The organism is Vibrio limimangrovi (assembly GCF_054064025.1).
Window position 1 is genome coordinate 194,780 of record NZ_JBSUGF010000007.1, and the last position, 12,862, is coordinate 207,641.

The 12,862-nt window shown below is 46.1% G+C and carries 10 protein-coding genes and 1 riboswitch; of the genes, 4 read left to right on the top strand and 6 right to left on the bottom strand.

Going from position 1 to position 12,862, the window contains the following annotated elements; all coding sequences use genetic code 11:
- Positions 1 to 191: 191 nt before the first annotated feature.
- Positions 192 to 276: riboswitch (cyclic di-GMP riboswitch) on the top strand.
- A 270-nt stretch (positions 277 to 546) separates the two neighbouring features.
- Both ACWYU8_RS08620 and ACWYU8_RS08625 read left to right on the top strand, forming a co-directional pair.
- Complete coding sequence (locus ACWYU8_RS08620) at positions 547 to 2,118, top strand: glycoside hydrolase family 68 protein (RefSeq protein WP_457518921.1); 1,572 nt, start codon at positions 547 to 549, stop codon at positions 2,116 to 2,118.
- Between the two features lie 72 nt (positions 2,119 to 2,190).
- Positions 2,191 to 3,801 carry a glycoside hydrolase family 32 protein gene (locus ACWYU8_RS08625; RefSeq protein ID WP_457518923.1) on the top strand — a complete coding sequence of 537 codons (1,611 nt, stop codon included), beginning with the start codon at positions 2,191 to 2,193 and terminating at the stop codon, positions 3,799 to 3,801.
- Between the two features lie 374 nt (positions 3,802 to 4,175).
- Here ACWYU8_RS08625 and ACWYU8_RS08630 read toward each other — a convergent pair whose 3' ends face one another.
- From ACWYU8_RS08630 to ltnD, 5 genes are all read right to left on the bottom strand, one after another.
- Positions 4,176 to 5,630 carry a GntP family permease gene (locus ACWYU8_RS08630; protein ID WP_457518925.1) on the bottom strand — a complete coding sequence of 485 codons (1,455 nt, stop codon included), beginning with the start codon at positions 5,628 to 5,630 and terminating at the stop codon, positions 4,176 to 4,178.
- A gap of 159 nt (positions 5,631 to 5,789) precedes the next feature.
- The gene (gene otnI / locus ACWYU8_RS08635; RefSeq protein ID WP_457518926.1) at positions 5,790 to 6,566 is read right to left on the bottom strand and encodes a 2-oxo-tetronate isomerase; all 777 of its coding nucleotides are present in this window, start codon (positions 6,564 to 6,566) and stop codon (positions 5,790 to 5,792) included.
- Entirely contained in the window at positions 6,566 to 7,213 is a 648-nt protein-coding gene (otnC, locus tag ACWYU8_RS08640; protein WP_457518928.1) for a 3-oxo-tetronate 4-phosphate decarboxylase, read from the bottom strand. The genes otnI and otnC overlap by 1 nt, the downstream gene beginning before the upstream one ends.
- Before the next feature lie 11 nt (positions 7,214 to 7,224).
- Positions 7,225 to 8,481, bottom strand: a complete 1,257-nt coding sequence (otnK, locus tag ACWYU8_RS08645) for a 3-oxo-tetronate kinase (RefSeq protein WP_457518930.1) — start codon at positions 8,479 to 8,481, stop codon at positions 7,225 to 7,227.
- Between the two features lie 24 nt (positions 8,482 to 8,505).
- The gene (ltnD, locus tag ACWYU8_RS08650) at positions 8,506 to 9,405 is read right to left on the bottom strand and encodes an L-threonate dehydrogenase (protein ID WP_457518932.1); all 900 of its coding nucleotides are present in this window, start codon (positions 9,403 to 9,405) and stop codon (positions 8,506 to 8,508) included.
- 280 nt (positions 9,406 to 9,685) lie between these two features.
- Between ltnD and ACWYU8_RS08655 the strand changes: the two genes are divergently transcribed.
- Complete coding sequence (locus tag ACWYU8_RS08655) at positions 9,686 to 10,459, top strand: DeoR family transcriptional regulator (RefSeq protein ID WP_457518934.1); 774 nt, start codon at positions 9,686 to 9,688, stop codon at positions 10,457 to 10,459.
- 145 nt (positions 10,460 to 10,604) lie between these two features.
- On the opposite strand, the gene ACWYU8_RS08660 is transcribed toward ACWYU8_RS08655, so the two are convergent.
- Positions 10,605 to 11,438: a helix-turn-helix domain-containing protein gene (locus tag ACWYU8_RS08660; RefSeq protein ID WP_457518936.1), complete on the bottom strand. Its 834-nt coding sequence runs from the start codon at positions 11,436 to 11,438 to the stop codon at positions 10,605 to 10,607.
- Positions 11,439 to 11,688: 250 nt separating this feature from the next.
- On the opposite strand from ACWYU8_RS08660, the gene ACWYU8_RS08665 reads away from it, so the two are divergent.
- Positions 11,689 to 12,828 (top strand): tyramine oxidase subunit B, encoded by a 1,140-nt coding sequence (locus tag ACWYU8_RS08665; protein ID WP_457518938.1) that lies wholly within the window; start codon positions 11,689 to 11,691, stop codon positions 12,826 to 12,828.
- Positions 12,829 to 12,862: the final 34 nt, after the last annotated feature.

Below are 12,862 nucleotides of genomic sequence, written 5' to 3' on the forward strand. Positions count from 1 at the left end.
TCAGTTTCATTAAGGGTTTGTTAGGTACGCGTATTCATATATAAAGGCGTTCGGATGTCTGACTATTGTCAGAGTTTTATATCCTTAATCTTATTGATCTTGAATTGTCATTTTTCGTTGTTATGCTTTTTCGCGTGGTTAGCAAAGGCTTACCCACACTCAGTTCATCATCTCTTCTCTTGTAGGATGCATGACTGAAAAGGCAAAACCTCCGAAAGGGGGTGACGCAAAGTCTCCGATCTAACGGACATTTCCTATGATAGCGGGACCGCCAGTTTTGTATTTCGACTTATTAAATTCGTTCGATTTTTAGTATCAAACTCTTTGGTCTGATATTTACATTCACGGATGCATTCAGTCATTTGTTGATTCTGTTTCGCTGTGAATGGCTAAGTTTTATCTAATTTCGGGAACGTTACCGAAATTGATGTGATTTTTAGATGATTTCGAATGGGTTATGCCGTTGATAGTTTGTGACATTTCTGAGGGTTAACCACTTCTGGAAAATTGAATATTTTGAGAATTTTATTAACAGAGGTAAGTAAAATGCGTTCGACAAAAATGAAAGCGGGAGTCCCTATTTTAGGGATTTTAATGGGAACAGCGGCAAGTCAGTTAGCTTTTGCAGCACAGCTTCAACCTGGTCCAGAGCCAACGTTACACACTCAAGAAGCTTACGCTCCTGAGAGTAATTTTACGGCTAAATGGACCCGTGCTGATGCTCGTCAGCTCAAGCGTATGTCTGATCCAATGGCTGGGTCACGTGAGAACTCTATGCCACAAGAGTACACGATGCCGAGCGTCCCTCAGGATTTTCCTGACATGTCCAATGAGCAGGTATGGGTATGGGATTCATGGCCACTGACTGACGCAGATGCCAACCAATATAGCGTGAACGGACAGGAGATTATTTTCTCACTTGTTGCGGATCGAAGCCTAGGCTTTGATGAACGACACCAGTATGCGAAGATCGGCTACTTCTATCGTCCTGCGGGCATTCCAGCAGAGGAACGCCCAGAAAACGGTGGCTGGACTTATGGTGGCCTTGTTTTTGACGAAGGTGTCACCGGACAAATCTTTGAGGATCAGTCATACAGTCATCAGACACAATGGTCTGGTTCTGCCCGAATTTTCCCGGGTGGTGAAGTGAAACTTTTCTTTACCGATGTTGCGTTCTATCGTGACTCAAACGGCAATGACATCAAGCCATATGACCCACGCATTGCACTCAGCGTCGGTAAGATACACGCGAATAAAAATGGCGTGAAATTCACCGGATTCGATAAGGTGATTAATCTTCTGGAAGCTGACGGCACCTACTACCAAACGGCTGAACAGAACCCTTACTTTAACTTCCGTGACCCGTTTACGTTCGAAGATCCTGCTCATCCAGGCGAAACCTTCATGGTCTTTGAAGGTAACTCAGCAATGGAAAGGGGATCGGCTAAGTGTACCGAGGAAGATCTAGGTTATCAGGATGGTGACTCGTACGCTGAAACAGTCAGAGATGTGAATGCATCGGGTGCGACATTCCAGATTGGTAACGTTGGTTTAGCGCGAGCGACGAATGATGACCTTACCGAGTGGGAGTTTTTACCACCGATCCTTTCGGCGAACTGTGTTACTGACCAGACCGAACGCCCTCAGATCTATCAAAAAGATGGTAAATACTACCTATTCACTATCAGCCACAGTACGACATTTGCAAGTGGTATCACTGGTCCGGAAGGGGTGTATGGCTTTGTAGGTGATGGCATCCGTAGTGATTACCAACCACTGAACCAAGGTTCAGGTCTTGTACTTGGTAACCCAACAAACCTGAACTTCTACCCGGGCACGCCTTACGACCCAGATTACAACCAGCCAGCAGGTCACTTCCAGTCTTACTCACACTATGTGATGCCTGATGGACTGATTCAATCATTCATCGATACTATCGGCGTTAAAGAAAACTTCCGACGTGGTGGTACTTTGGCTCCAACAGTGAAAATCCTGATTGATGGTGACACATCAGAGGTTGATTACTCTTATGGGACGAGTGGATTAGGTGGCTGGGCGGATATCCCTGCAAATGTGAACGTGAATCCGAGCGGCGTGATCCAAAAAACGCTTAAATAGAATTCCTGAAGTTGTACATGTCATAAATCAGAGGGACGGGTAATTCGCCCCTCTATGGTAATAAGAAGGATTATGCGCTTTAAACCGAAATCACTGACGGGCATAAGACTTGTCACTACTGCCTGCGTTTTAGTTGCTTTGTTTACTGTCAGTCTCTCACTTTCTGGCGTTGAATTAGCGTCTGCCAGCTCGTCTCAATTTACTCGCCCTTCAGACTGGTCCCCTTATCGACCGGCGATACATATTACTCCCAACAGACACTGGATGAACGATCCTCAGCGCCCTTTCTTCATCGATGGTGTCTGGCATTTCTACTATCTCTATAACGCTGATTACCCAAATGGGAATGGGACGGCGTGGTATCACATGACATCAAAAGACCTAGTCCATTGGCAGGAACATGGGGTAGCTATTCACAAATATAAAAATGGCCTTGGCGATATTCAAACGGGTAGTGTCGTCGTTGATACCAACAATACGGCGGGCTTTGGCGCCGGAGCGGTTATTGCTATTGCGACTCAGCAGCACGACGGTGTACAGCGCCAGTCACTCTTCGTTTCAACCGATGGTGGTTACCACTTTAAAGAGTATGACGATAACCCAATCATGGATAACCCAGGGGCTGAACATTGGCGTGATCCCAAGGTCATTTGGGATGAGGAGAACCGTCAATGGGTAATGGCGCTTGCTGAGGGGAACAAAATCGGCTTTTATTCGTCCTCAGATTTGAAGCACTGGACGCATCAATCCGACTTCCAACGTGATGACCTCGGCCTTCTGGAATGTCCTGATCTGTTTCAACTCTCGCTTGATGGTGATCCTAATAATATTCGCTGGGTGCTTGCATCCGGCGCGAATGGTTTCAGAACAGGAAAAACGACGGGCACGGCTTACTGGATTGGAAGCTGGAATGGAAAACGCTTTATACCAGAAAGCGAAGAGCCACAGTGGCTGGACGCAGGAGCTGATTTTTATGCGATGGTGTCGTGGGAAGCTCCCAACTTAGGGGCTGTCCAGCGTCTTGAATCTCGTTACGCGATTGGCTGGCTCAACAATTGGGGCTATGCCAACCAGTTGCCCACTAAAGCATGGCATGGCGCCGCTGATTCTATTGTTCGTCAAATAAAACTGCATTCTGTAGGCGGAAAATCAGTCCTTTTCTCCCAGCCGATTGAGGCAATAGCCGGACTTGAAGGTGAAGCTTATACTCGCTCGACACTCGAAGTATTAGAGTCATCGGGGACAGATTTCCCTAAGCCGATATCTGACGCTTACCGCCTGAAAGTTGACATTGACACACACTCCGATGCTAAAGAAGTTCAGTTCCGACTAAAGGAAAAGGGGGAACATTACGCTATCGTTGGATATAACTTCGAAGACAAAGCCGTGTTTATCAGACGAGATAGGGATGCAATAGCAAGCTTGATGCCTGATGTATATCGTGAGGAACGTAAAGCGGTAGTTCGTGCCTACAACGGTGTCGTAAAACTAGACATCATTGTTGATACGCTCTCCGTAGAGGTTTTCGTTAACGATGGAGAGATATCACTTTCTAATCTTATATTTGGCGTTCAGGATACCAATGAGCTTTCGGCGGTTTCCATTGGAGGCACCAGCGTGCTGCGTAACCTAACACTCACGCCACTGAAGGTTGCTCCGATTCAGCGTTACTCTGGTGAGTGAGCGAAGAAATAAGAGTTTAATTTGGCAAGCTAAGAGGGCGTGATGGCTTTCCATTAATTTGATCACATTTGTCTCTGATAGTCGCCAAACAGACTAACTAAAACATGCCTGCAATTAAGGCTAAAGCAAGAATGACAGCCAGCATAACCAGAAAAAACTTCATCATTAATCCAAGATCATTACTACCACCACGTGGGGGCTTATTACAGCAGCTCATGATGTGTCCTCTCTATTGTTGAGAAATGTAGACATAAGGATAAGGGTTACCCTTGGGGGAAAGTAAAGCGCGTGTAGAGAATATCTCATCACAATAACAAAAAGGCTCATACTGCTGACTGCAATATGAGCCTCTTTATTTATCGATGACTTTTTGATTAAGCTACGGATTGAACTGAGCTTGGTTTGCCGCTTTTGACTTTCACCGTAATGATAACAGCGACAAGAACAGCGATTGGCACTAGTGGGTCGATGAAGGTACCACCTTGACCAAACACCAAGTTCAGTACCATAACAATTGATGCACCGACCGCCCATGCGACAGTTGACGATACAGTCCAAATCTTCAATTGATCCGCCAGTTCAGTGATACCTAGCGTACGGTTGATGATGTGGAAGTAAGAGTCGTTCAGGTGAGAGAAGCCAACAGGGCCTACAGCACACGCTAGTGCAACGAAAATTGGGTCCAGACCTAGAGTTTCTACAAGAGGCAGAGTCATAGTTGCTGCCACCATCATAGAGGCTGTCGCAGAACCTTGAATCAGGCGAAGCATAGATGCAATTGCCAATGGAACTAGTAGTGGTGGAATACCGCTGCTTGCGATAGCTTCAGCAACCTGTGGACCAGCACCAGATGCTTTTAGTACTGCACCCATTGCGCCACCACAACCTGTTACTACAAGGATTAAGCCTGTTGTAGATAACGCATCATCCATTGAACCAACCATATCTTTACGGTCAATCTTACGAGTCAGACCATAAAGCGCCATTAGAACACCTAGACCAACCGCAACCACAGGGTTACCCAGCAGAGAAAGAACCACGTGTAGTGCTGAATCACCTTTGCCAACCAACGTGTTGATTAGGATAAGTGCGATAGGGATCAGGATAGGACCGAACGATAAGAAGTTACCAGGTAGTTCTTTGTCATTTGTCGCTTTTACTTTTTCAAGGTTTGCCCAATCTGCTTGAGTTGTGATCCAAGATTCACCATTTGGTACACGGTAGTATTCATTACCTACACGGCGAATATAAATCATAGATAGCAGCATCATCGGGACTGATACCATCAGACCCCAAAGCATGTATTCACCAAGGTCTACGCCAAGAATACCAGCAACAGCAACTGGGCCTGGTGTTGGCGGAACAAGTGCGTGAGTGATCAGCAGACCTAGAGCAAGCGTTACGCCTAAGCCAACCGCTGATTTACCCGTATCACGTGAAATTGCGCGGACAAGAGAGTGCAAAATGATGTACGCAGAGTCACAGAATACAGGGATTGCCACGAGTACGCCGGTGAAACCAAGCGCGAGATCCTCACGACCTTTGCCACAAAGTTTTACGAAAGTTTTCGCCATGCGGACCGCAGCGCCAGAGCGTTCAAAACACGCACCCATGATAACGCCAAATGCGATGATTAGGCCGATACCGCCCAGAACGCCGCCAAAGCCAGCTTTGATCGCGTCAATGAGCTCCGTCGGAGCCATTCCTGCAAACAGGCCCATGATGATACTGGCAATAACCATTGCGAGTGCTACTGGGATGCGCGTTTTTACGATCATCCCCATCATGGCAATGATGCCAATCACAATTCCTATTAATGCTCCGTCCATTTTTGTTTCCTTTGTCTCGTGTGTAGGGGTGTGCTCGTGGGCAACCTATCGATGCCCACAGCACTTATTGTTATTTGTCACATTTAATCTTTTTGATTAAATACGCTTTATATTGTTGTCTGGCTTTGTTGAGCAAAACCTTTGTTACATCTTCATAAGTTATAGGTATGGCTTGACCCAATCGAGGCCTTGCTCTGTGGTGTTTCTCGGGTTGTATTCACAACCAATCCACCCTTGGTAACCTGAGTCATCCAACACGTTGAACAGGTGTGGGTAGTTCAGCTCTCCTTCTGAAGGTTCATGTCTTTCTGGTACTGAAGCGATTTGAATATGGCCTGTGTACGGCGTAACCTCACGGATAAGGGTGCTTAAATCACCATCCATAATTTGTGCGTGGTAAAGATCCAGCTGTAGCTTCACATTTGGTCGGTCGACCTGCTTAATTAACTCAACCGCATCACGCTGATGAGCGATGAAGTAGTTCGGAACATCGCGACTATTTAGAGGTTCAAGCATCAGTTCAATGCCGTGCTCAGCAAATCTGTCTGCGGCATAGCGAATGTTAGCGATAAACGTTTCTACATGTTGCTCACGAGTAAATTGCTTATCAACGATGCCTGACATCGCGTGTACCTTTTTGCAATTCAGCTTGTCGGCATACATTAACGCAGTGTCTACACTGGCTTTAAATTCATCTTCGCGGCCAGGGATTGCAGCAAAGCCTTTTTCGCCAGCATCCCAGTCACCAGGAGGCATGTTGAACAGGGCTTGTTCGAATCCAAATTGCTGCATTTTGTCTGCCAGTTCCTGTGGCTCGTATGCGTAAGGGAAAAGATATTCCACCGCTTTAAAACCCGCCTGGTGTGCTTTTTCAAAACGTTCCAGAAATGGTACTTCTGTAAACAACAGAGTGAGATTTGCTGCAAATTTAGCCATTATTTACCTCTCCCTTTTAGATCTTGGACCTCTGCATCCGTTAGATAACGAATCTTTTTGTCTTTAAGAATGAACGCCAGTTTCGCTGTTTCTTCGAGCTCTTCTGCATTATCCACCGCATCTTCAAAGTCAGTGCCGGTCACGACCGGGCCATGATTCGCCAGTAAGAATGCGCGGTAATCGCTTGCTCGTTGAGACAGTTCCTCTGCAATCTGTGGGTCGCCAGGGCGAAGGTAAGGGATAACGGGTAGCTCTCCGATACGCATAACATAATATGGAGTAAACGCTTTTATCGCGTTCTCACGATCCAACCCTTCCAGACAAGATAGCGCGGTCAAGTAAGTAGAGTGCAGGTGCACAATTGCATTGCACTCAGCGTTGTTGCGGTAAATTGCCAGATGGAAAGCCACTTCTTTTGAAGGCTTCTTACCTGAGATGTGATTCCCATCGATATCCACTACTGATAACTCTTCTGCCACAAGGCGACCAAATGAAGAACCAGTCGGTGTTGCCAGAAAGTGACCATTTGCTAGTTTTATCGAAAGGTTGCCCGCACCACCGGTGGCATAGCCGCGCTCAAACATAGAACGCGCCAGTGTTACCATTTGTTCCCGAAGCTCTTGCTCCGTCTTAGAATTGTTGCTCATTCGTACCTCACTCATGCAAAGAAGGACTGTGCTTTAGCGAAAAAGTTTTCATCGCCAAAGTTGCCAGATTTAAGTGCCAGAGAAAGTTCACCTTCTACCGACTTAACCCAAGGCACACCCGGTGCGATCTGAGGGCCAATGTGGAAGCCTTTCACTTTAAGGCTCTGAGTCACGACACCAGAGGTTTCACCGCCTGCAACAATGAAGTTCTTCACGCCATTTGATTGAAGCTTGATGGCTAAGTTACTGAAGAACTGTTCCACTGCATGGCTTGAAGCCTGAGCGCCGTATTTCGATTGAATCTCTTTTAGCGTGCTCGCGTCTGCCGTTGCGTAGACTAAAGGAGCAAGCTCGCTCTCAATGTTTGTCATTACCCAATCAAATACGACATCTGAGTAATCCTCATTTGTCAGGCATGTCTCAACATCGATAGCAAAGTGGGGTGCTTGCTGCTTGTAAACCGAAACTTGTTGATTGGTCATCACAGAGCACGAACCAGAAAATACCACTGCTGGTGCTTTCGCCGGTTTACCTTCTTGTTTGGCATTGCTCTGATCTTCGAGCTGTTCAGCCCAGTTTTTAGCCAGCCCTGCTGCCAGACCTGAGCCACCAGTAATAAGTTTTAGCGATTTAGCCGCTTGTCCCAGCGTGACCAGATGCTGGGCGTTGAACGCATCGACGACGGCGTAACGATGACCTTGCTCTTTAAGTTCAGTAAAACGTTGAGTGACGGCCTCTGCACCTTGTTCAATCGTTTGGAAGTTAACCAATCCGGTTGTACCTTTTGATTGAGCATTCATCATGCGGATCAAGCTTGAATCGGTCATCGGTGTCACTGGATGATTGCGCATGCCTGAGTCACTTAGCAGGTCCTCGAACACAAATAAATGTCCGTTGTAAACCGTGCGACCATTCACTGGCAGAGCTGGGCAAACAATCGTGAAGTCTTCACCGAGCTCGGCCAGTAAAGCGTCGGTCACAGGACCGATATTGCCTTCAGATGTACTGTCAAACGTTGAGCAGTACTTGAAGTAGAACTGCTGACAGCCTTGTTCTTGCAGCCACTCAAGAGCAGTGACGGAGTCTTTGATTGCTTCATCGACAGGGCAAGAGCGAGACTTCAGACTGATCACTACCGCGTCTGCGTTTACCTCAATCTCTGTTGTTGGGATTCCGTTTAATTGCACAGTGCGCATGCCGTTTTCAACCAGAAAACCTGCAATGTCAGTTGCGCCTGTAAAGTCATCTGCGATAACGCCTAATAACATAATTACTTCTCCACCTTACTGCGCTTACTTATCTACGCCTGGCAACGTGATGCCATCAAAAATTTTAATTACCGCACTGTCGTCTTCCTGACCAAAACCTGCGTTGCTCGCGCTGACAAACATGTTCAGTGCTGCACTAGAAAGCGCCAGAGGAAACTTAAGATCTTTGGCTGTATCTGACACAAGGTTGAGATCCTTAACAAAGATGTCGACCATTGATTTTGGTGAGTAATCGCCATCGACCACATGCTTCATACGGTTCTCAAACATCCAGGAGTTACCTGCAGCGTTTGTTACCACATCGTACATAAGATCAAGAGGGATATTTGCGCGAGCCGCGAGAGCCATTGCTTCTGCACCGGCAGCAATGTGAACACCTGCTAACAGTTGGTGGATGATCTTCACTGTCGCGCCAAGACCAATCGCTTCACCGATGTTGTAAACTTTTGCTGCAGTTGCTTTGAGAACAGGATCAAGTGCATCAAATGTATTTTGAGCACCCGATGCCATGATGGTCATCTCACCTGCCGCCGCTTTCACTGCGCCACCAGATACTGGCGCGTCCAGCATGACCAGGTTGTGCTCTGCAAGTTTTGCTTCTATTTGCTTGGCAGCATCAGCAGAAATGGTTGCTGAGACCATGACTGGTGTGTTTGGTTTTAATGAAGCTGCAAGACCTGTCTTAAACAAAACGGTGTTTACTTGTTGTGCATTAACGACAAGGACCAGAACTGAATCCAGCTTGTCTGCAAACTCTACCGCATTCGTTGAAACCGCTTTTGCGCCAAATTCTGCTAGCTCTGCAAGAGCTTGAGGGTTTAAATCAAAACCGTAAACATCAAGGCCTGCACGCACACAAGATTTTGCTGCGCCCATACCCATTGAGCCTAAACCGATCACACCGACAGATTGAACTTCACTCATAGTAACAATGCCTTCTTGGTAAATATTGAACTGAATTTTGTTAATTCTTGTTTAGTTGGTGTGATTATATGTGAAGGTTAACATCTTGACTTCGTTCTAAGTCACATTTTTAACAAAAGTTAACATTTAAATGATATTTCTCTCGTTATAAGTGCTGAAATACCGTTGCTTTGAGTGAGTTCACATCTTTGACTCTGTGAACACAACATATGTTCACAGATATTCACAAGTTGAATAAAGCTTGGTAGGATCCAGAAAAACAAGAAGTTGAAGTGAAATAATGATTCCAGCAGAACGCCAAAGAACAATTTTGTCCCTTTTGTCACATCAGGAAGTCTTAAGTATCTCTGATTTAACAGAGCATCTTGGTGTGTCACATATGACGATTCGTCGCGATATTGTGAAGCTAGAGTCTTCAGGGAAAGTGATCTCTGTATCTGGAGGGGTGCAGCTTGCTCAGGTATTGCATAGTGAACTGTCACACGATGCTAAGGTAGAACAACAGGCGGATGAAAAAGCTCATATTGCTCAAATCGCCGCAACGTTAATCGATAAAGAGGCCACCGTATATCTGGATGCTGGCACGACGGCGTTAAGCATTGCTCATCAAATCGTCGACCGAGACGATCTGTTGGTCATCACCAATGACTTTTCGATAGCTGCTTATCTGATGACCCACAGTCAATGTGAGTTATACCATACGGGTGGAAAGGTTGACCGTGAAAACCAATCAAGTGTCGGCGGTAAGGTTGCCGAGTTCCTCGCGGGGATGAACATTGATATTGCCTTTATCTCTTCTTCTTCCTGGAGTTTAAAAGGATTGTCCACACCTAATGAGGGGAAAGTGTGGGTAAAAAAAGCCATTGCAAAAGCCGCTCAAACAAACTATCTGATTTCGGATTCTACCAAATATGGTCGTGTTGGTAGTTTCCATGCGTTAGATATTGAGGAGTTTGATGGCATCATCACCGATCAAAACCTATCACAAGTCGTTAAAGTCGAGCTTATGGAAAAAGGTTTAACCGTTCTTGATAAGTTAATGAGCCGCCAGTAATGAACGAGCTCTTGTGTTAAGCCTCAAGAGCTCAGCCTAACGCGTATTATTGATTAGCTCGATACTTTCAAGTGTGGGAAAGTAAGGAAGGAAATTCCTAGGATATGGGTACAACTATAGAGCAATGTGCACCATTACGGTGCTTTTAATAGCAATAAATTCGTTCCAGATAGGTCTTTTCTTTCACTCTGTTTTGATACTCCAGCGGAGTGACATTAACTAACTTTTTAAACTCACGCAGGAAGTGCGGTTGGTCGCTGAACCCCAGAGCTGAAGCCAGATCAGAAAATGTCAGCTTTTCACAGTGATTAATATCGTAAATCGCTGATTGACAACGAATTGCACGGCTAAATCCTTTCGGCGTCAGTCCAATGTCATTTTTGAACATACGTTGCAAAGTTCGGCTGGTATATCCCGAAAATCTCTCTAATTCCTGAACTTGAATATTTCCTTTGTGTAGACAGATTTTAGCGACGATCTGCCGCGTCACGTTAGTCGAGCTTCGCGGGCTTTTTGCGTTGAGAAACTGGCTTACAGCTTCAACCTGTTTCGAAAAATCTTTTGCTTCTAAAACGTAATCAATGAGCTCATTAGAATGAGGCATAACGTCTTGTAAGCAATATTCTTTGTTGGTGAGTTCACCTGCGGAGGCTTGCAGAAAATCTGGTTTAACGCCGGGATTGAATCGTACGCCGAAGTAGCGATGACCACGATCAAATACAACAGAAGATGCCTCTAATCGAGTGCCACAGACGAGTGCTCCTGTTGAGTCTGCATCGCAGTCAAACACAATATCAATACATCCATCCGGAATGGCAGTGGTTGGGTACTCTGAGCGGCCGGCGATAAAGCTGTAGAAGTGTGATACTTCGGGATTGTTGGTTGAGAGTCGAGTTAGAAATTGCTCTGAACTCAATACAAACCAAGGTTGTTTTGAGTGAATCCCTGAAATATTGAACATCATTGATGAAGCCACCATCCAACTCTCCTTACTGCTCTGCGATAAGCCGCTAACTCAGCAAGTAAAGCAAACAAGGTGCCATATTTTTCTGATAGCCCTCCTGATCCCCAATGTCGCAAAAATTCAATACGCCGAGCAAAACGCCCAATAGTATCGAAAGCAATGGCTCAAGACGGAAACATCCTGATTCACAAATGGCAGATTTCCGGAGCGCATTGATTAATGCATGAAGCAGCAAATTACAAACTATATGGATATAGGTGGCGTTATGTCAGACAGCACAAAAATTGATTTTATATACCTTTCAGAGCAGGACATGATTAAAGCAGGCGTAACGGATATGCCTGCGTGTGTCGATACCATGGAGGAGATGTTTGCATTACTCCATAAAGGTGACTACCGAATGGCAGGTGCGAACAATGACTCGCACGGCGCAATGGTAACATTCCCTGATGAATCGCCTTTCCCTATGATGCCAAAACCAACGGCAGACAGACGTTTGATGGCGATGCCTGCTTATCTGGGCGGTGATTACCAGACGTGTGGTGTGAAGTGGTATGGCTCGAACATCGCCAACCGAGAGAAAGGTCTTCCTCGCTCGATTCTGATGTTTATCCTGAATGATATTGAGACCAGTGCTCCACTGGCGTACATGTCAGCAAACCTGCTATCAGCGTATCGAACCGGTGCAGTACCGGGTGTGGGCGCGCGCCATCTTGCGAGAAAAGATGCCAAGGTGATTGGCTTACTTGGCCCGGGTGTAATGGGCAAAACCACTGTCGCTGCGTTCATCGCTGCCTGCCCGCAAGTCGACACCATCAAAATTAAAGGCCGTGGCACAAAGAGCCTGGACAGCTTTATGACTTGGCTCGCCGCTTCTTACCCGCAAATCACCAATGTACAGATTGTCGATACCGTTGAAGAAGCGGTTCGAGACTCCGATCTGGTGACTTACTGCAACTCAGGTGAGACCGGTGATCCGTCTACTTATCCGGAAGTGAAACGAGAGTGGGTAAAACCGGGGGCATTTCTTGCGATGCCAGCAAGCTGTCGTCTTGATGAAGGCATGGAAAAATCCGATGTTCGTAAAGTGCTGGATAACAAAGGGTTATATCAGGCGTGGTTTGAAGAAGTGCCTAAACCTACACATAACATCATCCCTCTGGTTGGTATGCGTTTTATGGACATGATTGATGCTGGTGAGTTGTCTGCAAGCGAACTGGAAGATCTGGGTGACATCGTCGCAGGCGTTACTCCGGGACGTAAAAATGATGAAGAAATCATTGTGATGTCAGTCGGTGGAATGCCGGTCGAAGACGTGGCGTGGGCAACCAAAATTTACCGCAACGCCGTTGAGAAAGGCATCGGTGTCTCGCTGAATCTGTGGGATGAACCGGTACTTAGTTAAACCGAATTACATAACAAGAACAAAGGAAAAATAA